Source organism: Streptomyces sp. JLSY215, from assembly GCF_059682825.1.
Genome location: NZ_CM185022.1, coordinates 4,723,822 through 4,744,861, shown reverse-complemented (window position 1 = coordinate 4,744,861; position 21,040 = coordinate 4,723,822). Strand labels below are relative to the sequence as shown.

The 21,040-nt window shown below is 70.8% G+C and carries 16 protein-coding genes, 1 tRNA gene, 1 other RNA gene and 1 pseudogene; 6 read left to right on the top strand and 13 right to left on the bottom strand.

Going from position 1 to position 21,040, the window contains the following annotated elements:
- The first annotated feature begins 301 nt into the window (after positions 1-301).
- On the top strand, positions 302-2,533 hold the full coding sequence (kdpB, locus tag AC5677_RS21240) for a potassium-transporting ATPase subunit KdpB (protein ID WP_497189504.1): 2,232 nt from the start codon (positions 302-304) through the stop codon (positions 2,531-2,533).
- A gap of 183 nt (positions 2,534-2,716) precedes the next feature.
- On the opposite strand, the gene AC5677_RS21235 is transcribed toward kdpB, so the two are convergent.
- Entirely contained in the window at positions 2,717-3,550 is an 834-nt protein-coding gene (locus AC5677_RS21235; RefSeq protein ID WP_497189503.1) for a class I SAM-dependent methyltransferase, read from the bottom strand.
- A gap of 68 nt (positions 3,551-3,618) precedes the next feature.
- On the opposite strand from AC5677_RS21235, the gene AC5677_RS21230 reads away from it, so the two are divergent.
- On the top strand, positions 3,619-5,598 hold the full coding sequence (locus tag AC5677_RS21230) for a S9 family peptidase (protein WP_497189502.1): 1,980 nt from the start codon (positions 3,619-3,621) through the stop codon (positions 5,596-5,598).
- Positions 5,599-5,779: 181 nt separating this feature from the next.
- Here AC5677_RS21230 and AC5677_RS21225 read toward each other — a convergent pair whose 3' ends face one another.
- Both AC5677_RS21225 and AC5677_RS21220 read right to left on the bottom strand, forming a co-directional pair.
- Complete coding sequence (locus AC5677_RS21225) at positions 5,780-6,661, bottom strand: SURF1 family protein (RefSeq protein ID WP_497189501.1); 882 nt, start codon at positions 6,659-6,661, stop codon at positions 5,780-5,782.
- 272 nt (positions 6,662-6,933) lie between these two features.
- A complete protein-coding gene (locus AC5677_RS21220; protein ID WP_497189500.1) occupies positions 6,934-7,791 on the bottom strand; it encodes a hypothetical protein in 858 nt (285 codons plus the stop codon).
- On the opposite strand from AC5677_RS21220, the gene AC5677_RS21215 reads away from it, so the two are divergent.
- Positions 7,783-7,938, top strand: a complete 156-nt coding sequence (locus tag AC5677_RS21215) for a hypothetical protein (protein ID WP_497189499.1) — start codon at positions 7,783-7,785, stop codon at positions 7,936-7,938. The two genes, AC5677_RS21220 and AC5677_RS21215, sit on opposite strands and share 9 nt — an antisense overlap.
- A gap of 605 nt (positions 7,939-8,543) precedes the next feature.
- On the opposite strand, the gene AC5677_RS21210 is transcribed toward AC5677_RS21215, so the two are convergent.
- The 8 genes from AC5677_RS21210 to ffs form a co-directional block, all read right to left on the bottom strand.
- Complete coding sequence (locus AC5677_RS21210; RefSeq protein ID WP_497189498.1) at positions 8,544-9,206, bottom strand: SigE family RNA polymerase sigma factor; 663 nt, start codon at positions 9,204-9,206, stop codon at positions 8,544-8,546.
- Between the two features lie 534 nt (positions 9,207-9,740).
- Complete coding sequence (locus AC5677_RS21205; RefSeq protein ID WP_497189497.1) at positions 9,741-10,865, bottom strand: aspartate-semialdehyde dehydrogenase; 1,125 nt, start codon at positions 10,863-10,865, stop codon at positions 9,741-9,743.
- 13 nt (positions 10,866-10,878) lie between these two features.
- On the bottom strand, positions 10,879-12,150 hold the full coding sequence (locus AC5677_RS21200) for an aspartate kinase (RefSeq protein ID WP_403499081.1): 1,272 nt from the start codon (positions 12,148-12,150) through the stop codon (positions 10,879-10,881).
- Between the two features lie 295 nt (positions 12,151-12,445).
- Positions 12,446-13,108 carry a DUF5063 domain-containing protein gene (locus AC5677_RS21195; protein WP_497189496.1) on the bottom strand — a complete coding sequence of 221 codons (663 nt, stop codon included), beginning with the start codon at positions 13,106-13,108 and terminating at the stop codon, positions 12,446-12,448.
- A complete protein-coding gene (recR, locus tag AC5677_RS21190) occupies positions 13,101-13,700 on the bottom strand; it encodes a recombination mediator RecR (protein WP_497189495.1) in 600 nt (199 codons plus the stop codon). Before recR ends, AC5677_RS21195 begins: the two co-directional genes overlap by 8 nt.
- 51 nt (positions 13,701-13,751) lie before the next feature.
- Positions 13,752-14,105 (bottom strand): YbaB/EbfC family nucleoid-associated protein, encoded by a 354-nt coding sequence (locus AC5677_RS21185; RefSeq protein ID WP_497189494.1) that lies wholly within the window; start codon positions 14,103-14,105, stop codon positions 13,752-13,754.
- A 288-nt stretch (positions 14,106-14,393) separates the two neighbouring features.
- Positions 14,394-16,853, bottom strand: coding sequence for a DNA polymerase III subunit gamma and tau (locus AC5677_RS21180; protein ID WP_497189493.1), 2,460 nt, complete (start codon positions 16,851-16,853; stop codon positions 14,394-14,396).
- Positions 16,854-16,935: 82 nt separating this feature from the next.
- Positions 16,936-17,034, bottom strand: an RNA gene (gene ffs / locus AC5677_RS21175) — signal recognition particle sRNA small type.
- 131 nt (positions 17,035-17,165) lie between these two features.
- Between ffs and AC5677_RS21170 the strand changes: the two genes are divergently transcribed.
- Positions 17,166-17,253: transfer RNA gene (locus tag AC5677_RS21170), tRNA-Ser, on the top strand.
- A 69-nt stretch (positions 17,254-17,322) separates the two neighbouring features.
- On the opposite strand, the pseudogene AC5677_RS21165 reads toward AC5677_RS21170, so the two are convergent.
- Both AC5677_RS21165 and AC5677_RS21160 read right to left on the bottom strand, forming a co-directional pair.
- Positions 17,323-17,550 (bottom strand): annotated as a pseudogene (locus AC5677_RS21165) (site-specific integrase); the annotation flags it as partial.
- Positions 17,551-17,636: 86 nt separating this feature from the next.
- Entirely contained in the window at positions 17,637-18,710 is a 1,074-nt protein-coding gene (locus AC5677_RS21160; RefSeq protein ID WP_497189492.1) for a zinc-dependent alcohol dehydrogenase family protein, read from the bottom strand.
- 667 nt (positions 18,711-19,377) lie between these two features.
- On the opposite strand from AC5677_RS21160, the gene AC5677_RS21155 reads away from it, so the two are divergent.
- Together AC5677_RS21155 and AC5677_RS21150 are read left to right on the top strand one after the other, a co-directional pair.
- Positions 19,378-20,106 carry a Crp/Fnr family transcriptional regulator gene (locus AC5677_RS21155; protein ID WP_497189491.1) on the top strand — a complete coding sequence of 243 codons (729 nt, stop codon included), beginning with the start codon at positions 19,378-19,380 and terminating at the stop codon, positions 20,104-20,106.
- A 104-nt stretch (positions 20,107-20,210) separates the two neighbouring features.
- Positions 20,211-21,038, top strand: coding sequence for a nucleotidyl cyclase domain-containing protein (locus tag AC5677_RS21150; protein WP_497189490.1), 828 nt, complete (start codon positions 20,211-20,213; stop codon positions 21,036-21,038).
- Positions 21,039-21,040 lie beyond the last annotated feature (2 nt).

The window sequence follows — 21,040 nt, the reverse complement described above, 5'->3', positions numbered from 1 at the left end:
CTTAACACCTCATCGGATCTCCCTCGGCAATGCGGAGCGGCGGCCGTAAGAGAGCCGCAAATTCCTTCCGCAGCAAGGCGTTCGGGCGTCACTCGCGGCCTAGATTTCCTTTCGGCCGCCCGGCATCCGCGAACGCCGGCGCGCAGCATGCGCCATCCCGTACCGCACCCCTGGTACCGCACCCCTGGAGCAACCGTCGGGGCGGGCAGCGGCAGGCCGCGGCGGCCACCCGCCCCCGTCCCCTATCGGCCCGTCCGGCCGCCCGCGTGCGAGTGACCGGACGCGCAGAAGGTCTCCGCGCATGCTTCCCGCCGCCCCGCCGCAGAATCCGTCGGCTCCTCAGCGCGATTCGGCACCTGGCGCCCCAGGCGCAGTGAGCGCACCACGAGCCCGGTCGCGGCGCCGACGACGCGAGAGCCGGGGATTCTTCGATCCCAAACAGCTGCTCAAAGCCCTCCCCGACGCACTGCGCAAGCTGCACCCCCGGGCGCTGGCCAGGAATCCCGTGCTCTTCGTCGTCGCGGCCGGATCGCTGCTCACCACGCTCTCCGCGGCATTCCATCCCTCCGTCTTCACCTGGATGATCAGTCTCTGGCTCTGGCTGACGGTGATTTTCGCGAACCTCGCGGAGGCGGTCGCCGAGGGCCGCGGCAAGGCCCAGGCCGCCTCCCTGCGCAAGGCGCGCACCGACACCGTCGTGCGCCGGCTGCGCAACTGGCGGGTCGGTATGCATCCCCAGCACGCGGACACCGAGGTCATCGCGGCGAGCGAGGTGCGGCAGTTCGACTTCCTGCTCATCGAGGCGGGCGAGCTCATTCCGGCCGACGGCGAGGCGGTCGACGGTGTCGCCGCGGTCGACGAATCCGCCGTCACCGGCGAGTCCGCGCCCGTTATCCGGGAGGCCGGCGGCGACCGCAGCGGCGTCACGGGCGGTACGACCGTGCTGTCCGACCGCATCGTCGTACGGGTCACCGCGCGCCCCGGGCACTCCTTCCTCGACCGCATGATCGCCCTCGTCGAGGGCGCCAGCAGGCAGAAGACCCCGAACGAGATCGCCCTCAACATCCTCCTCGCCGCGCTCACCATCGCCTTCATCCTGATCGTCGTCACCCTCCAGCCCATGGCCGGATACGCGGGCGCCACACCGTCCACCACCGTCCTCGTCGCCCTCCTCGTCACCTTGATCCCGACCACCATCGGGGCGCTGCTCTCGGCGATCGGCATCGCCGGGATGGACCGGCTCGTCCAGCGCAATGTGGTGGCGATGTCGGGGCGCGCCGTAGAGGCGGCCGGCGACGTCAACACCCTGCTGCTGGACAAGACCGGCACCATCACTCTCGGTAACCGCGTGGCGACCGCGTTTGTTCCCCTGCCCGGCATCGACGAATTCCAGCTCGCGGAAATCGCCCAGCTGTCCTCCCTGGCGGACGAGACCCCGGAAGGCCGCTCCGTCGTCGCGCTCGCCGAGCGCCGCTACGCCCTCCCGGCCCCCGGGCTGAACGGAGCGAGAGAGGCGGACGGGGCGGACAGGGCGGACAGGGCGAGCGAGGAAGGCCCAGGGCACGCCGTATACATCGAGTTCAGCGCGCAGACCCGGATGAGCGGCGTCGATCTGTGCTGGGCCGACGGCACCGACGGCGCGATCCGTAAGGGCGCGGCCGCCCAGGTGATCGAGTGGGTGGAGCGTTACGGGGGGCAAGTCCCGCCCGAAGCACGGTGGTTCAGCGATGCGATCGCGGCCTCCGGGGGCACCCCGCTCCTGGTGGCGGTGCACGACACCCACGGGCGGCGCGTCCTGGGCGTCATCCACCTCAAGGACGTCATGAAGGACGGCATCCGCGAACGCTTCGCCGAGCTGCGCCGGATGGGCATCAGGACCGTCATGATCACGGGTGACAACCCGTTGACGGCGAAGGCGATCGCGGACGAGGCGGGGGTGGACGACTTCCTCGCGGAGGCCACGCCCGAGGACAAGATGGCCCTCATCAAGCGGGAGCAGGCGGGCGGCAAGCTGGTCGCGATGACCGGCGACGGCACCAACGACGCGCCCGCGCTGGCGCAGGCGGACGTCGGCGTGGCCATGAACACCGGGACCTCGGCCGCCAAGGAAGCCGGGAACATGGTGGACCTGGACTCCAACCCGACCAAGCTCATCGAGATCGTCGAGATCGGCAAGCAGCTCCTGATCACCCGCGGCGCACTGACGACCTTCTCCATCACCAACGACGTCGCGAAGTACTTCGCGATCATCCCCGCCATGTTCACCAGCGCCTATCCGGGCCTGGCGGCACTGAACGTCATGGGCCTGCACAGCCCTACCTCGGCGATCGCCTCCGCGATCATCTTCAACGCGCTGGTCATCGTCGCACTTATCCCCCTCGCGCTGCGCGGCGTGCGCTACACCCCGTCCTCGGCGGACGATCTGCTGCGGCGCAACCTGGCCATTTACGGGCTCGGCGGCCTGATCGCGCCCTTCCTCGGCATCAAGCTCATCGATGTGGTGATCTCGGGGGTGCCGGGGCTGGGCGGCTGAGGAAGGAAGCCCGGGGCCAAGGGCCAGGTATCAGCCGGACATGAAGACCGCATCGGGTCACCGGCGAACGCCGGGCAACCACAAACGACACACCGCCCACCGCAACCTCCTCCCCCCAACCTCCCCTCCCCCCGGACCCGCTCACCACGACCCGCTCACCACGCCCTGGTCACCACGCCCTGGTCACCGAGGACGGGTCGCCTTCACCGAATACATAAGGGGAATACGCGGGCGGCCGTCAGGAAACCGGTAGTAGCCGTCGTCGTTACGGCGCAGCGCCCTGAACCGCTCGAACATGGTCATGTCGTGTTCGTGCAGGAAGTCGATCCGCAGCCCGGTGCCGGCCAGGGCGGTGACCACATCACCGATCGGGTGCTGCCACTCGACGCTGCGGTTGTTGACGGTCGGCGCGCCGAAATCCGTATACGTCCCCGAGGTTTCCTCCACCCAGGCGTCGCGGCTGAAGTAGTCGTAGGTGATCCGCGATCCCGTTTCCTCGTCCAGGGCGTCGCACAGCGGGTGGAATTCGGCGAGGTAGAGGAAGCCACCGGGGGCGACGAGGGAGGCGGCGGTCTCGGCCCAGCGGGTCAGGTCCGGGAGCCAGTTCAGGGCGCCGATGCCGGTGTAGACGATGTCGTACGACGAGTCGGGGACGGCTTCGGCGGCGTCGTAGACGTCGGCGGCGACGAAGGACGCACGGTCGGGGCCGTAGCCGAGTTCGGCGGCCAGCTCACGGGCGGTCTCGATGGCGGGTTCGGAGAAGTCCAGGCCGACGACGTGGGCCGCGCCACGGTGCGCCCAGGAAAGGGTGTCCTGGCCGAAGTGGCACTGGAGATGGAGAAGGGTGCGGCCGGTGACATCGCCGACCTCCGCGGTCTCGAAGTCGCGGATCACGTCCCGGGCCCGGCGGAATCGGTCCTGGTCGTAATAATCGCTCGCGGTGTGGATGGCCACGCGTTCGTCCCACCTCGCGCGGTTGGTCTCGCGCCAGTCGTCGGGACCGGTATGGGTGTGCATGCGGCGAAGTTATCCACAGGCTGAGGGCCTCGCCAACGCATTTGTGGCGCCGGGCGCAGAATGGGCGCATGACGAACGAGACCACCGGCTCCGCCCAGGCCCCCGACCCGCACCGTCCAAGCCCTCAGACCCCTTCGACCAGCTCCAGCGACGCCACCGGCTCCGCCGTCCCGACCGGCTCCGCGGGCACTACGGGCACCACGGGCTCGCCTCACTCCGGGGACCTCCCCGACTGGGAGAAGCGCTTCCGTGCGCCCCGGATCGGCCTGCCGGACTGGGCCGAGCACGCCCCGGACCGTTCCCTGTTCGTCTCCAACGCCACCGGCACCTTCGAGTTGTACGCATGGGACCGCGCGACCGGCGCCCAGCGGCAGGCGACGGACCGGCCGAACGGCACGACGGACGGGACGCTGTCGCCGGACGGCGAGTGGATCTGGTGGTTCTCCGACACGGACGGGGACGAGTTCGGCGTCTGGATGCGCCAGCCGTTCGCGGGCGGCCCGGATGAGCCGGCCACTCCGGGTCTGGACGCCTCGTATCCCGCGGGGCTGTCGATCGGCCGGGACGGCACGGCGGTCGTCGGGCGCTCCACCGACGAGGAGGGTACGACCGTTCATGTCGTACGGCCCGGGAAGCCGCCGGTGGAGATATACCGCCACCGCGAATCGGCAGGCGTCGGCGACCTCTCGCACGACGGCTCGCTGATCGCCATCGAGCACACCGAACACGGCGATGCGATGCACTCCGCGATCCGTGTCGTACGGGCGGACGGCTCGACGGTTGCGGAGCTGGACGACACCAACGGCGGCACCGAGGAGCTGGGGCTGTCGGTGATGGGCTTCGCCCCGGTGGACGGTGACGCCCGGCTGCTGGTGGGCCATCAGCGGCGGGGCCGCTGGGAGCCGATGATCTGGGATCCGGTGACCGGGGTGGAGACGGCCCTGGAGATAGACCTTCCTGGCGACGTGGGGGCGGACTGGTACCCGGACGGGTCGGCGCTGCTGGTGGAGCACGAGTACCAGGCGCGGAGCGAGCTGTGGCGCTACGACCTGGGCGCGGCGGGCGGCGACGGTACGGCGGACGGTGCCGACTCCGGGTCCGGGCATGCGCTGACCCGGGTGGAGACCCCGGCGGGTACGGTCTCGGGCGCGACGGCCCGGCCGGACGGGACGGTGGAGTTCCTGTGGTCCTCCGCGGCGCAGCCGCCGGAGGTGCGGTCCACGAGCGGCAAGGTCGTGCTGGACCCGCCCGGGATGAAGGCACCCGGGTCGGTGCCCGTGACCGACGCGTGGGTGGAGGGCCCCGGCGGCCGTATCCACGCACTGGTGCAGCGGCCCGCCGGCGAGGGCCCCTTCCCCACGATCTTCGACATCCACGGCGGCCCGACCTGGCACGACAGCGACGCGTTCGCCTCGTCCCCGGCGGCCTGGGTGGACCACGGCTTCGCGGTCGTCCGCGTCAACTACCGCGGTTCCACCGGCTACGGCCGCGCGTGGACGGATGCGCTCAAGCATCGCGTCGGCCTGATCGAGCTGGAGGACATCGACGCGGTGCGCACGTGGGCGGTCTCGTCGGGGCTCGCCGACCCGAAGCGGCTGATACTGGCCGGCGGCTCGTGGGGCGGCTATCTGACACTGCTCGGCCTCGGCACACAGCCGGAGGTGTGGGCCGTGGGCCTGGCGGCGGTCCCGGTCGCGGACTACGTCACGGCGTACCACGACGAAATGGAAGCCCTGAAGGCCATGGACCGGACGCTGCTGGGCGGCACGCCCGAGGAGGTCCCGGAGCGCTTCACGGCATCGTCACCGCTGACGTATGTGGACGAGGTACGGGCGCCGGTCTACATCTCCGCGGGCGTCAACGATCCCCGCTGCCCCATCCGCCAGGTGGAGAACTACGTGGAGCGGCTGGAACAGCGCGGACACCCCCACGAGGTCTATCGCTATGACGCCGGGCACGGCTCCCTCGTGGTGGAGGAGCGCATCAAGCAGGTCCGCCTGGAGCTCGAATTCGCGCAGCGGTATGTGACGGGAGAGGGGAAGCGATAACTGGGCGAGTCGTGCCCGCCGCTGGGCGGGCACGAGTCGGCCCGGGCTCGAATCCGCTCGGGCTCGAGCCCGAGCGCGCTCGAATCCGCTCAGGTTCAGATGATCTTGCGGTCCGAGTGACGGCGTGGGGAGGCGGGGGCGGGGGGAGGGGGCGGGGGGGGAGCCCCCCAAGGCGCACCGTTCAGACGTGAGCCACAGGCCTCTCCCCGCCCCCATCCGTGCCCTCGCCCTCGCCGCCGTCCCGCTTCGCCGTAGCCGTAGCCGTAGCCGCGGTGTCCCCCGGGAGGATGCCCAGTGCCGCGTCCTTCGCCGCCTCGGCCTCGCGGCGGAAGAGGCGGAACCACATGAACACGACGAAGCCCGCGAAGACGAACCATTCCCCGGTGTAGCCGAGGTTCTGGAAGGCCTTCAGGTCCAGGCCGCTGCCCTCGGCGGCGGTCGGCGGGACGGCGTGCAGCGGGGCCGGGGCTTCGCTGAGCGTGATCCAGGCGTCGTAGACCTTGTACGGCACGATGTTCACCAGCGACGCCGCGCTGATCATGCCGAGCTGGCCCCGCGGCAGCCCACCGTCGGCCCGCACCCCATCGGTGCCCTGGTTCTCGGAGGCCTGCAGCGCCCCGGTGACCGTCACCTCGCCCTTCGGCGGCGCGGGTACCTTCGCCCGGTCGGCCTTGTCGTTCGCGTCGCCGGGCAGCCAGCCCCGTACGACCGGGAGGGCCCGGCCGGAGTCCGTACGCAGCAAGGTCAGCACATAGAAGCCCCGCCGCTCGCCCTTGTCCCGCAAAGTGCGGTCCGGTACGAGCAGTTGGTGGGCGGTGTCATAGTGCCCGCGGGCGCTGGCCTGGCGGCCCGAGGTGATCTGGTCGACCGGCAGCAGGCTCGCCAACGGCCGGGCGGCCGCGGCCTTGGCCTGGGCGGAGCGGTCCTCTTGCTGGTGGTGCGTATCGACGCGATCCTCGAAGCGGCTCAGCTGCCAGCTGCCCATGAAGATGCAGAAGGGAATCGCCAGCAGGGCGAAGACGTTGATCCCCCACCACCGCGGGGTCAGCAGGAACCGATACACCCCACCAACGGTACGGGGCCCGAACGGCGGGGCAGCACCGCCCCCTCCCCGGCCCGCTTCCGCTCACACCGAGCGCACGAGGAAGGGCCGAGGAGCGCCCACGGAGGGCATACGGGGTCAAGCCGCACCCCGCGCGGCCCGGTACCCCGCCCCACCCCCGGCCGCGCACGCCAAGCCCCCGCACGCCGCCCCCTTCGCGGCAGCGCACGCCAAGCCCCCCGCTACGCCGCCCCCTCCGCAGCCGTACCCGCGTCACCGGCCGCCCGCGCCCGCTACTGCGCCGCCAGCGCCTCGGTCCGGTACACCGTGCCGGCACACGCGTCGGGGATCTTGGCATCGGCCGCGGCGGGCTCACCGGCCTCCGGCGTATGGCTGAGGACCACTCCCCCGGGCGCCGCGCCCCCGCCATCGCCGCCGCCCGTACCGTCGGCGCCGCCCGCCTGGCCGCTTCCGGTGCCGTCACCGCTCGCCGCTGCCCCGGAGTCCGGGGACTCGCCGGCGCCCTTCGTGGGGTCCGGGGTCGGTGTGGGTCCCGGATTGACGCACCCGGTCGGCCCGCCGCCCGCTTCCGGGATCCAGGCGAACTTGACCTCGTACGCCTCGCCCGGCTTGAGAACCAGCTGGTCGGGAGTGGTGGCCGGGTCGGGCAGGCCGGTGGCTTCGTCGCCCGAGGTGTGGTCGACGACGTGGATACGGTCGGCGTTCGTGGCGCCCTGCGCGGTCACGCCGACATCTCCGCCGCCCTCGACCGAGCAGGCCGTACCGGACGTGTTGACCACCCGGAACGATCCGTAGACGCGGCCGGCCGAGTCCGCCGGGCCAACCGTGCCGGTGCCCTGACCGAGCTGGTCACGACTGCAGGCCGGGGAAGTGACGTCCATCGTCTCGTCCGGGGCCGGGGTGCCGGCGTCGGCGCCATGGCCCGTGCCGTTCTTGTCCGCCGGCCGGCCGTCCTTGCCCTTGGGCTTGTCCGGGCCCGGCCGCTTGCCGTCCTTGCCGGTCGGCTGCGGGAAGGCGTGCTCGGTGCCCTCGCCGTGGGCGCCCTCGGTATCGCCGTGGGCACGCTGGCTGCTGGCGGCGTTGGCAGACCGGTCCTCGGCGGAGCCGTCGAGGTTCGCTACGTGCACCATGGCGGGGATCGACGTGCCGCCGAGCAGCAGCGCGGCGGCCGCGCCCACGACGACGTGCCGACGGCGCTGACGGCGGGCCGGCACCGCGCGCCGCAGCCGTTGCAGCGCGTCCGGCGCGGGCTCCAGGTCACCGACCCGGGCCTGTAGCAGCCGCCGCAGCTCGTCCTCGCCGCCGAGACCTCCGCCACCGGTTTCGAGCCCGCGGACACCGCCCCCATCGCGGCCGCCGCTGCCACCGTGCGCGCGCTCGCTGTCGGAGCCCCCGTCATCCGCGCACCCGGGACCCTCGCTGAACTCGGCACCTTCACCGAACTCAGGCCCATCTTCAGGCTGAAGACCACCTGTACCACCGGGAACGCCACCGGGAACACCACCGGGAACACCACCAGAAGCAGCCCCGGAAGCAGCCCCAGGAACGCCCCCGGTCACACCGCCGCCCTCGGCACCGCCGGCTCCCCCAGAGCCCGCGGCCCCTCCGGAGCCTCCCTGCTCACCCACCATGTACAACCCACGCACCACTTCACCCGGCACCCCGCGGCCACCACGTGCGCCGCCGACCGCCCCATAAGAACCCACCGTCCGCGACGACGGAACCGCTCTTCCCGGCCCGCGCTGAGCCCCCCACCGCTCAAGCCTCTCGGACCTCTCGGACCGCTCAGGCCTCTCAAGCCGATCGAATCGGCCGACCCGGTCGAGCCGATCGGCCCGATCGAACCGATCGGCCGGTTCGTACGGACCGAACACCTTCCCACTCATGCCGGAGCCTCCATCGCGACGCGAAGCGCCGCGATTCCCCGCGACCCGTACGCCTTGACCGAGCCGAGCGATATCCCCAGCGTCTCGGCGACCTGCGCCTCGGTCATATCGGCGAAGTAGCGCAGCACCAGCACCTCGCGCTGCCGCCGTTGGAGTCCGCGCATCGCCTGGATCAGCTGATCCCGTTCCAGCAGGTCGTACGCGCCCTCCTCGGCGCTCGCCATGTCCGGCATCGGCTTGGAGAGCAGCTTCAGCCCGAGGATGCGGCGGCGCAGCGCGGAGCGCGAGAGATTGACGACCGTCTGGCGGAGGTAGGCGAGGGTCTTCTCGGGGTCGCGCACCCGTCCGCGCGCGGAGTGCACGCGGATGAAGGCCTCTTGGACGACGTCCTCGCAGGAGGCGGTGTCGTCGAGGAGCAGCGCGGCGAGGCCGAGCAGTGAGCGGTAGTGCGCGCGGTAGGTCTCGGTGAGGTGATCGACTGTTGTGCCCGCTGCCATCGCGTCGTCAGTGTCCCCACGCTGAGAAGGAACCTGTGCGGGACGCGCGGTGGGCCATGGGGCGATCACCGGCATTCCGCCGGACGCACGGGGGCGCGGCGGGCGCACTGCTGCGCCTGCGGTGCCTCCTGGGGCGATGGTGAATCCGAGTACCTCTGCCACGCCTGTTGGACACGCTTCCCCCCACAAGGGTTGTACGCGCAAGGCACCGCCTTTGACGATGCATCAAATGCCCTCATGCGTACCAGCTCTTCCTCAATGCCCCATATTTCCGACGCATTCGCCCTACGATCCGAGGCCCCACGGCGACCCACGGGCGCCCTGGAACCCTCCGCGCGAGACGGCCCGAAAGACGCCTCCCACCCAGCCGCCGGTTGCAGTGTGACGGGACCGAACAGTCGAACGATTCGTCAACCCGGACCAAGCGGCCCAGACCGATAATCGCTCACAAAATCTTCACACGTCACACAGGGCGTACACAAAGTATCTCTGAGGGATCAGGCCCGCGACACCCGAACCCGCCAAGTCACCGGGACAAACAAGGGCGGCGGACGAAGAGGCGCCATGAAGACGCACCACGGAGACGCGCCATGGAGACGCACCACGGAAACGCACCACGGAAGCCTGCCCGCGAAGACACACCACGGCAACGATCGCGAAGACACCCCTCAGCGACCGCCGGCCCACGGCGGCAGGCTACGACGAGGCCCCCGGCAACTCCCCCGCCACCAGCTCCCCCACCTGCGCCGTATTCAGCGCCGCGCCCTTGCGCAGGTTGTCCCCGCACACGAACAGCTCCAGCGCCCGGGGATCGTCCAGCGACCGCCGCACCCGCCCCACCCAGGCCGGATCCGTCCCCACCACATCGGCGGGCGTCGGGAATTCCCCCTCCGCCGGATCGTCGCTCAGCACCACGCCCGGGGCCGCGGCCAGGATCTCGTGTGCGCCGGCGACCGTGACCTCGTTCTCGAACCGCGCGTGCACGGTCAGCGAATGGGCCGTGATCACCGGCACCCGTACGCAGGTCGCGGTCACCCGCAGATCGGGCAGCCCCAGGATCTTGCGGGTTTCGTCACGGACCTTCAGCTCCTCCGAGGACCAGCCGCCCTCCTGGAGCGACCCGGCCCACGGCACGACATTGAGCGCGATCGGCGCCGGGAACGGCCCCAGCGTGTCCCCGACGGCCCGCCGGACATCGCCCGGCGTCGTCCCCAGCTCCGTACCGGCCACCGCCGAGAGCTGCGCCCGCAGCGTGTCGATGCCGGCCTGCCCCACGCCCGAGGCGGCCTGGTACGCGGAGACGATCAGCTCGCTCAGGCCGTACTCGGCATGCAGCGCGCCCAGCGTGACGATCATCGAGAGGGTCGTGCAGTTGGGGATGGCGATGATCCCGCGCGGCCGTACCCGGGCCGCGCACGCATTGACCTCGGGCACGACAAGGGGCACGTCCGGATCCATCCGGAACGCGCCCGAGTTGTCCACCACGACCGCGCCCTTGGCCACCGCGACCGGTGCCCACTGCGCGGAAATCTCTTCCGGTACGTCGAACATCGCGACGTCGATGCCGTCGAAGACGTCCTCGCTCAGCGCGACGACCTCGACTTCCTCGCCCCGCACGGTCAGCTTGCGGCCGGCCGAACGGGGGGAGGCGATCAGCCGGATCTCGCCCCAGATGTCGGCGTGCTCGGACAGGATGCCGAGCAGCACCGAGCCGACGGCGCCGGTGGCGCCGACGACGGCGAGATGCGGCTTGCGGGCCGCGCGGGCGTCCGCCCCCGCGAAGACTTCGTGGGACGGACGGCCCGCCTCGGCCGGAATCATCGTGCGGCGCCGATCAGCGACCGGTACCGCCGTACACGACGGCCTCGTCGCTTTCGGTGTCGAGACCGAAGGCACTGTGGACGGCCTGTACGGCTTCCTTGACGTCATCGGCGCGGGTGACGACCGAGATGCGGATCTCGGAGGTCGAGATGAGCTCGATGTTCACGCCCGCGTTCGACAGCGCCTCGAAGAAGGTCGCCGTGACGCCCGGGTTGGTCTTCATCCCGGCGCCGACCAGCGAGATCTTGGCGATCTGGTCGTCGTAGCGCAGCGAGTCGAAGCCGACCGCGGCCCGGGTGCGCTCCAGCGCGGCGACGGCCTTGCGGCCCTCGTCCTTCGGCAGCGTGAAGGAGATGTCGGTCAGCCCGGTCGACGCGGCCGACACGTTCTGCACGACCATGTCGATGTTGACCTCGGAGTCCGCGATGGCGCGGAAGATCCGAGCGGCCTCGCCCGGCTTGTCCGGGACTCCGACGACCGTGACCTTCGCCTCGGAGGTGTCGTGTGCGACGCCCGAGATGATTGCCTGCTCCATCGGCTGGTCCCCTTGCGGTTCGTTGCTGACCCACGTGCCCTTCAGCCCCGAGAAGGAGGAGCGGACGTGGATCGGGATGTTGTAACGGCGTGCGTACTCGACGCAGCGGTGCAGCAGCACCTTGGAGCCGGAGCTGGCCAGCTCCAGCATGTCCTCGAAGGAGATCCAGTCGATCTTCCGGGCCTTCTTCACGACCCGCGGGTCGGCGGTGAAGACACCGTCCACATCGGTGTAGATCTCGCAGACCTCGGCGTCCAGCGCCGCCGCCAGCGCGACGGCGGTGGTGTCCGAGCCGCCGCGGCCCAGCGTCGTGATGTCCTTCTTGTCCTGGGACACACCCTGGAAGCCGGCGACGATGGCGATATTGCCCTCGTCGACCGAGTCCTTGATCCGGCCCGGCGTGACGTCGATGATCCGTGCCTTGTTGTGCACGGAGTCGGTGATGACGCCGGCCTGACTGCCGGTGAAGGACTGCGCTTCATGGCCGAGGTTTTTGATCGCCATCGCCAGCAGGGCCATGGAGATCCGCTCTCCGGCGGTCAGCAGCATGTCGAACTCGCGCCCCGACGGAATCGGGGACACTTCCTGAGCGAGATCGATCAGCTCGTCCGTCGTGTCGCCCATCGCCGAAACCACGACGACCACCTGGTGGCCGTTCTTCTTGGCTTCGACGACTCGCTTGGCAACGCGCTTGATGCCCTCGGCATCCGCAACGGATGAGCCGCCGTACTTCTGCACGACAAGGCCCACGTGCGCTCCTCGCAACTGTCTCTTCGGGAGTTTCCTCCCGGACCCCCGGAAATGGGGGTACTGCGGTCGGCTCAGTCTAACGAGCAAGCGGAGTCCGCCCCGTGAATACCACATCGTGAGACACGAAACTCAGTAAGTGATCACTTCGGGATCACCCGTGAGCACCACGTCCGGCGGCGGATCCGCGGGGCGCATCCTCACGCCCGCTCGGCCAGCACATGCCCGCTACGGGCCGGGACACACGGGAACGTAACTCAGGTCACACGCCACGAGTCGTCCGCGCACCCCCGGCCGCTCACATCCCCCGCAGACCCAGCGGCCCGGCGATCTCCGCCGCCATGACCCTCCCGGCCTCCTCGGCCAGCCGGTCCTCGTCGCCGTCGGTGCCACTGTCCGTGTCCAGGCCGTCCAGCTCGTCCAGCGGCTGGTCGAGGCGTACGTGGGCGACCAGCGACTGGAGGGCGCGCAGCGCGGCGGAGGCGGTCGGGCCCCAGTTCGTGAGGTAGGAGAACTGCCACCACCACAGGGCCTCGACGATCCGGCCGGCGCGGTAGTGCGCCAGGCCGTGCCGCAGATCGGTGACGATGTCGGCGAGGTCGTCGGAGATCCGGCAGGGCACCGGCTCCGAACGCGGCACATACGGGTCGAAGACCTCGGAGTAGACGTCCACGGGGTCGAGCAGCGCGGCGAACCGCTCCCGCAGCTCGTCCACATCCGCCTCCGGCCCGGTGTCGGGCTCGTAACGCTCCTCCGGGACGATGTCCTCGTGGGCGCCCAGCCGGCCGCCGGTGAGCAGCAGCTGGGAGATCTCCAGCAGCAGGAAGGGCACCGCGCTGTCCGGCTCGTCACCCTTGGCGACCTCCGTCACCGCGACGATGAAACTCTCGATCGAGTCGGAGATCGATACGGCGAAGTCGTCCGGGTCCTGTGTCGCGTTGTGCAGCGTGGCATCAGACATCGAGAAGTCTCCTCCCTTCGAAGGCCCGCCCGAGCGTGACCTCGTCCGCGTACTCCAGATCACCACCGACCGGCAGTCCACTCGCCAGTCGCGTCACTCTCAGGCCCATGGGTTTGATCATGCGGGCCAGATAGGTGGCCGTGGCCTCGCCCTCGAGATTCGGGTCGGTGGCCAGGATCAGCTCGGTGACGGTGCCGTCCGCGAGCCTGGCCAGGAGTTCCCGTATCCGCAGATCGTCGGGGCCCACGCCCTCGATCGGGCTGATCGCCCCACCGAGGACGTGGTAGCGGCCGCGGAATTCCCGCGTCCGCTCGATCGCCACGACGTCCTTGGGCTCCTCCACGACGCAGATGACCGCCGGATCGCGCCGCGGGTCCAGACAGACCCGGCACTGCTCCTCCTGCGCGACATTGCCGCAGGTCGTGCAGAACCGGACCTTCGCCTTGACCTCCATCAGCGCATTCGCGAGCCGGCGCACATCGGTCGGCTCGGCCTGAAGAATGTGGAAGGCGATCCGCTGCGCGCTCTTGGGACCGACGCCGGGCAGCCTGCCCAACTCGTCGATCAGATCCTGAACCACGCCTTCATACACGGAACGTCTTCTCTCTCTTCTGCCGTGCTGCGTACGCTAGTTGGCTACTCCTCAGAAGGGGAGACCAGGGATGCCACTGCCGCCGCCCAGCCCCTGGGCGAGCGGACCGAGCTTCTGCTGCTGCAGCTGCTGGGCGCTGGCGTTGGCGTCCCGGACCGCCGCGAGGACGAGGTCGGCGAGGGTCTCGGCCGTCTCCTCCGCGGAGTCGGCGTCGACCGCCTTGGGGTCGATGACCAGGCCCTTGAGCTCACCGGAGCCGGTCACCGTCGCCTTGACCAGACCGCCGCCCGCGGAACCCTCGACGGGCGTCTCCGCCAGCTCCTGCTGGGCGGCCGCGAGGTCCTGCTGCATCTTCTGGGCCTGCTGAAGCAGCTGCTGCATATTGGGCTGACCACCGGGGATCACGACGTGACTCCTGCCATACGACAACGATTGGTGCGGTAGCCCGAGCCTACGTGTTTCCCGCGCGCCGCGCCCTACGCCGTACGGAGGAGCCCGGATATCCCTTGCGGGCCCCGGCGCGCAGGGGTATTCGCCGCTATTCCACGGCAATCCGGGCATAGGGGCGCCCGTCCGTACCGCTCGCCCGACCACCCCGTATGACGGAACGCGACCGTCCGCAACAATGCGTCACCCACGGACTCGCGCACCTCCCCTCGCCCCCTCACACGCCCGTTCGCTCGCGCGTTTCGCTCACTCGTTGTTGTCGAACTCTTCCACCACTGTTGCGCCCAGCTCCCGGACGATCAGGTCGTGGCCGCTGAGCGCGGAGTCGACGAGATCCGGGTCGTCCTCGGCCGGCATGTCGTACTCGATCGACATGGGCGGGGGCTCCGGCGGGGTGTACGAGGGCTCCGGCGCGGCCGCGCCGCGGCCGCCTCCGGCGGAGGCCGACGGGGCCACCGCCTCCCGCGCCCTCCGCGCGGCCTGGCTCCCGCCGCCGGACCCGCCGTCCTGCCCGCCTTGCCCGTACTGCCCGCCGGGGCCCTCGGGCGCCGCCGAGGCGCTCTGCCGGGGCGGCTGCGGCGCGGACTGCTGCGGCGCGGCGGGCGCCCCGCCGAAGCCGCCGCCCGCCCCACCGCCGCCGCTACGGGGCGGGCCACCGGCGGGCGCGTTGGCGCCGCCCGACGGGTCGACGATCGCCTCGACCCGCCACTGCACATGGAAGCGCTCGGCGAGCACGTCCTTGAGGACCTCCTCGCTGCCGCCGTTCGCGAAGCTGTCGCGCGCTCCGGCGTTGGGGAAGCCGATCTGCAGGGTCGTGCCGTCGAACCCGGACACCGAGGCGTTCTGGCTCAGCAGGATCCAGGTGAAACGCCGGCGGCCCTTGACCGCGTCCAGGATGTCCGGCCACATCTGCCGCACCTGCGCCGCGCCCTGAGGGGCCCCGGCCCCCGGCTGCTGCTGTACGGGCGCGGGTGCGGCCGCGGCCGGTCCGGCGGTGGGCGGCGCAGCGGCGGGCGGCCCCGTGGGGGCACCTCCTTGCGCCCCCTGGCCACCCTGCCCCGGCGCCACGGCCGACGGCCAGCCACCGGGCTGCCGCCCGCCTGCGCCGGCGCCCGCGCTGCCGGCGCCTCCGCCGGTGCCTCCGGGCCACGCTCCGGGCCGCGTGGGCGCATTCGTCTGCCCGCCGCCCTGTGCCGCCGCGCCGCCCAGGTCGGCCCGCTGGTGCTCACCATCGGAGCCGCCGGGCGCCCCCGCGGAGGCCGGCCCCCCCGCCGACGGAGCCGGAGCAGGGGCCTGGGCCGGAGACGAAGGCGCCTGCCCCGCCGTCCCCTCGCCTTCACTGCCACTGCCACTGCCCGTGGCCCCCCGTACCGCGGCCCGCGCGGCAGCCGGTCCGGACGGCCCGCCGGGCGCCGCCACCGGATGGGCCTCCGGCCCCGGCACGTACCCGGCCGCCGGCCCGCCCCCGGAGGAGACGACCGGCACCCCGGCCCCCACACCGCCGCCGGCAGTCGTCCCGCCACTCATACCGACCGGCGCCATCGCGCCCGCGCCACGCTCCAGCCGGTCCAGCCGCGCCTGCACCGACCGCTCGTCGTCGTATGCCGCGGGCAGCAGCACCCGCGCGCAGATCAGCTCCAGCTGCAGCCGCGGCGACGTCGCCCCGCGCATCTCCGTAAGGCCCGTGTTGACGAGATCCGCGGCCCGGCTGAGCTCCGCCGCCCCGAAGACGGAGGCCTGCGCCGTCATGCGCTCCACCACATCGGCGGGAGCGTCGATCAGCCCCTTCTCCCCCGCGTCCGGCACCGCCGCCAAGATCACCAGATCCCGCAGCCGCTCCAGCAGGTCGGCCACGAAGCGGCGGGGATCATTGCCGCCCTCGATGACGCGGTCCACCACCTCGAAGGCGGCCGCCCCGTCGCCCGCGGCAAATGCCTCGACGACGGAGTCCAGCAGCGACCCGTCGGTGTACCCCAGCAGAGCCGTCGCCATGGCGTATGTCACACCGTCGGCACCCGCGCCGGCGAGCAGCTGGTCCATCACCGACATCGAGTCACGTACGGAACCGGCGCCGGCGCGGACGACCAGCGGCAGCACGCCGTCCTCGACCGGGATCTCCTCCTGCCCGCACACCTGGCCCAGGTACTCGCGCAGCGTCCCCGGCGGCACCAGCCGGAACGGATAGTGATGCGTCCGCGACCGGATCGTCCCGATGACCTTCTCGGGCTCGGTCGTCGCGAAAATGAACTTCAGATGCTCCGGCGGCTCCTCGACGACCTTCAGCAGGGCGTTGAAGCCCGCCGAGGTCACCATGTGCGCCTCGTCGATGATGTAGATCTTGTACCGGCTGGCGGCCGGCCCGAAGAACGCCTTTTCCCGCAGCTCACGGGCGTCGTCCACGCCACCGTGCGACGCCGCGTCGATCTCGATCACATCGATCGAGCCCCGCCCGTTCCTGGCCAGGTCCACACATGAGTGGCACGTCCCGCAGGGCGTGGGAGTGGGACCTTCCTCACAGTTCAAGCACCGCGCCAGGATCCGCGCGCTGGTCGTCTTGCCGCAGCCGCGCGGCCCGCTGAACAGATACGCGTGGTTGACGCGGTTGTTCCGCAACGCCTGCTGCAGCGGATCGGTTACGTGCTCTTGCCCGATGACCTCGGCGAAGGTCTCGGGTCGGTAGCGGCGGTACAGCGCGAGGGACGACACGCTTACGACGATATCGGGCCCCACTGACAACCGGCCCTGCCCCGAACTCTCGGCTTTGCCCGCAGGGGAGACCCCCTCCGCAAACGCAAGCGCCCCCCACGCACCCGCCAGAGCCGACCTACCCTTGCTGCCTTCCGGCCCTGGGGGAGTTCAGTCAGATAGCGCCACGTGAGGGGCTGCGCTCCACACTAGCGGATCCCCCGCCCAACAATCGAACCCGGCTCCCGCCCCCACCCCGCTCCGATCCCCCCGCGACCCCCTCCTCCGGATCATGTTCGCGAGCACTCCCCAACGTCTTGTATTGTTTGCGGCGGAGGATTCGCCTAGTGGCCTAGGGCGCACGCTTGGAAAGCGTGTTGGGGGCAACCCCTCACGAGTTCGAATCTCGTATCCTCCGCCAGTGCTCTCACCGGGCACGTTGTCGAAGGGCCCCACCGTTCGCGGTGGGGCCCTTCGGCGTTCCTCGGCCCTCGTTGTCCGGGTCTTCGTCCACAAGGGATGTTTCCGGGCTTCCCCGGATCGCCGTACCGATCTTCTGCGCCACCGCCTTGGGGAAGCTGTCAGGCGCGTGGAGGTACCGCGCTCGCACCCTCGCGGCACCGCCCGGTTCCCACCCCATGATCTGGTCGACGACGCGGTCCGGGACGCCCGGCAACGTCGGCACCGTCCCGGCGGTGTGACGTGCGTCATGGGTCCGGGGCTGACCGACCTGCATCGAGCTACGGATCAGCTGCCCCTCTGCACCGCCCGGCGCAGGCCACCGCGCCATCCACATACCGCGCCCTACTCGCCCTCTTCGTCCCGGCCGTCTTCGTCCCGGACGTCTTCGAGGACGAGGAGCGGTTTGGCGCCGTGCGCGGGTTTTTCGGCGAACGAGATGGCTTCGGTGAAGCGTTCGAGCGGGAACGGCCGGCCTTGGGGGATGCTCAGCACGTCATCGGTGACGAGGCTGCGCACCTCGGACAGCGCGCGCTGCGCATCCGCGGGTGAGGCAGTGCCGAACCAGCGGTTCAGCCAGAAGCCACGGACCACTTTGGTCTCGTAGATGACCGAGCGCGCCAGCAGCGGAATCGTCAGCGCCGCCGGGTCGGTCTGCCGATGGGTGGAGAGCGCGCCGTAGACCACGGCCTCCCCTCCCGGAGCCAATGCCTGGGACACCTGGGCACCTACCTGGCCCGCGACACAGTCGATGGCCTTGTGCACGCCGGCCGGCCCCGCAATCTCCGTCACACGCCGCACCAGGTCCTCGTCCTCGGTGCACATGACCTCGTCGCCACCGAGCGCTTTGATCTCCTGAACGGCATCGGGCCGCCGCACCACATTGATCGTGCGAATTCCCAGATGCCCGGCCAGCTGAATGACGAGCCGGCCGACGGTGGAGCCCGCCGCCGTCTGCAACAGCCATTCCCCCGGCCGTACGTCGAGTTCGCGCGTCACCAGGAGCAGCGCGGTCAACGGATTGACAGCGAGTTGACAGGCGCTGGAGTCGCTCAGACGGTCGGGGGCCGGCAGAAGCCTCTGCGCATCGGCAACAAGGTATTCCTGCCAGGTGCCGGCCACACGCGGCCCGGGTACGGCCGGGACGGCGACGGCCACCACCCGCTCGCCGATCCTCAGTCCCTCGGTATCCGGCCCCAGGGCCTCAATACGGCCGACGCATTCCATGTGCCCCCCGACAGTGGGAAATTCGGGGGAGAAACCGTAGCGACCACGCAACACGTGCAGATCGCTGGCGTGAATCGGAGCCGCCTTCACGCGGATCAACGCCTGGCCGGCTGCCGGCGTGGGAACGGGCCGGGATTCCAGCCGCAGGACATCCTTCGGCTCGCCGACCTCGCCGGCTACGAGCGCGCGCATGGATCGCGGCATGAGTGACCTCTCGCCTCTCAGCACCCGACGAACGCGGCGGACGTTCCGCGCCGGAACGACGCAACCTCCGGCGGGCCTCGACGCCTTGTGTACAGCTCGCCCCGCCCGATCGCTCGCCAGGCGTCCCCCTGCACTCCTTCCAGCTTGCGCTCCTCCGCGAGCGCTGTCATGTCGTGGGCAGCCCCGCCCCCGGATGCGAGGCTGTGGCGATCCCGCCGCCGCTGCTTCCGTACATCGGGTTTTTGTCCGGCGATGTTCGGCGCTGTTCGGTGGGGTGGCGCGGCGTATTTGCGGAGGGGTCAGCTCCCCTTGATAGGGGGTCGTCCGCGGAAACCTGAGTTTTTGCCAAGTTCTGCTCCCGTGTCCGAATTCTTGTGGCGCTTCGCTCGCTTCGCCGGATGTGGGGGATGTGCCGGATGACCTCAGGTTCGTCGGTGAAAAGGGAGGGCGGGGCGGGCTGTCCGGGGCGGCCGCGGGTGGGGGTGGCCGGGGAAAGTCGGGGAAGGGCGCGGGGTATTCGGGCGGTCTAGCTGGTCGTTCGATAAATACCAGCCAGTACGCATAACGTGGCGCGATTTGCTCCACCCAGAACCTAGCTCTGCGACCATCATCGCTACGAAAATCAGCTGTACGGACAGCCGTGGGGGGAGTGGCCATGGGGCTGCTCGGCGATGAGCTGGCGTTCGCGCGGGCTTTGACGACCCGTGAGAACGAGAGCGTGATGGCGCTCGGAAACCGGAAACACTATGTGGCCGATACCCCTCTCCTGACGGAGGGCGAACGGTCCCATCACGTCGTGATCGTTCTTCGGGGGTGGGTGACCGTTTCTGTGTCGACGGACCGTGGTGCCACCCGGCTGATTCTCGGCCTGCGCGGTCCCGGTGAACTGATCGGTGAGATGGCCGCGCTGGACAGCCATCCCCGAAGCGCCACCGTGCGCGCGCTGGGCCCCCTGGAGGCCCAGGTCATCGCCGGGGACGCGTTCCGTCGCTTTCTCGCCCTGCATCCGCGGGTCAGCGGGCTGGTGATACGCCAGCTCACCTTCCGGCTCCGCAGCGCCGACCAGGAGCGGTCCGCGCTCGCCTCGCTCACCGTTCTGCAGCGCCTGGCCAGCCGGCTCACCGAGCTGTCGCGGGCCGAACCGTCCGGGCCCTACACCCCTTCCGTACCGGGCTCCTCGCGCGCGGGCACCGTCGTCCATCTGGCGCAGGACGAGCTGGCCGCCACCGTCGGAGCCACCCGCGAGGCCGTCGCCAAGGCGCTGCGGCTGCTGCGCGCCCAGCACGTCGTGCGCACCGGCAACCGGATGGTGGAAATCCTCGATCCCGGACTGCTCGCCCTCCTCGCGGACGGCCATCACGACGCGGACGGTCAACAGAGATGAAGCTCTCGGCCCGTCGTGTGTAAACCGCTACAGCCGGATTTCATCCCGGGCCCGAAGCTGATGGGGACGACAAGGGAATCAGGACTGGGGACAGGGGGCACGGGGTGGACGACTCGATGGATGTCGCCGAAGCGCGCTACGAGTTGGTGATCAGCGTCGACGCCCGGCGTTCGGGCGAATACGACGACGTGGACAAGCCGCGGATGCGCGCCCGGATCTACCGGATCCTGGAAGCGGCGTTCGCCGGCGCCAACGTGCCGCGGGACGCCGTACACATGGAGGACCGCGGCGACGGTGTGCTGCTGTCGGTGGCGGGCCGGATCGCGGTGACCCGGCTGCTCGGCCTGTGGATGGTCGAGGTGCACGAGAACCTGCGGGACGAGAACCGCGCGCTGCGCGTCCCCCTGGGGCTTCGGGTGGGCATGCATGTCGGCCCGGTCCGGCACGACGCACGGGGCATCAGCGGGCGCGCGGTCGACCTCGCGTGCCGGCTGGCCGACTCGGCCGTCGGGCGGCGGCTGCTGGACGCCGAGCGGGCCGACCTCGTGCAGGTCACCTCGGACTCGCTGTACGAGGACGTGGTCAGCAGCGGCGGCAAGTTCATCGAGCCCGCGCACTATGTCCCGGCCCGGCTGGAGCTCAAGGAAGGCGAGGTCACCGCCTGGTTCCGGCTTCCCGGGCGAACGGCGCCCGCGATTCCGGGAGTTGGGGATGCGGCGGCCGGCGGGGGCGAGCGCGAGGGCGAGGAGGTTGGCGGGGATACGGCGGTCGTCGGGGATGCGCAGGTGTCCGCGGACGGGGACGACCGGCCCGGTTCCTCCGGCGCCCGCTACACCGTGCACGGCGATATGTCCCAGCACAGCGGCAACGTCTACCAGCAGCCCGTGCACATCGGCCGGACCACCGGCGACGCCGGGCCGCGGAAGGGCTGAGC

Coding starts and splice junctions, on each gene's coding strand:
- kdpB (WP_497189504.1), top strand. CDS start 302: ATGCTTCCCGCCGCCCCGCCGCAGAATCCGTCGGCTCCTCAGCGCGAT.
- AC5677_RS21235 (WP_497189503.1), bottom strand. CDS start 3,550: ATGCACACCCATACCGGTCCCGACGACTGGCGCGAGACCAACCGCGCG.
- AC5677_RS21195 (WP_497189496.1), bottom strand. CDS start 13,108: ATGTCTGATGCCACGCTGCACAACGCGACACAGGACCCGGACGACTTC.
- AC5677_RS21230 (WP_497189502.1), top strand. CDS start 3,619: ATGACGAACGAGACCACCGGCTCCGCCCAGGCCCCCGACCCGCACCGT.
- AC5677_RS21160 (WP_497189492.1), bottom strand. CDS start 18,710: ATGCGCGCGCTCGTAGCCGGCGAGGTCGGCGAGCCGAAGGATGTCCTG.
- AC5677_RS21205 (WP_497189497.1), bottom strand. CDS start 10,865: ATGATTCCGGCCGAGGCGGGCCGTCCGTCCCACGAAGTCTTCGCGGGG.
- AC5677_RS21155 (WP_497189491.1), top strand. CDS start 19,378: ATGGGGCTGCTCGGCGATGAGCTGGCGTTCGCGCGGGCTTTGACGACC.
- AC5677_RS21220 (WP_497189500.1), bottom strand. CDS start 7,791: ATGGTGCACGTAGCGAACCTCGACGGCTCCGCCGAGGACCGGTCTGCC.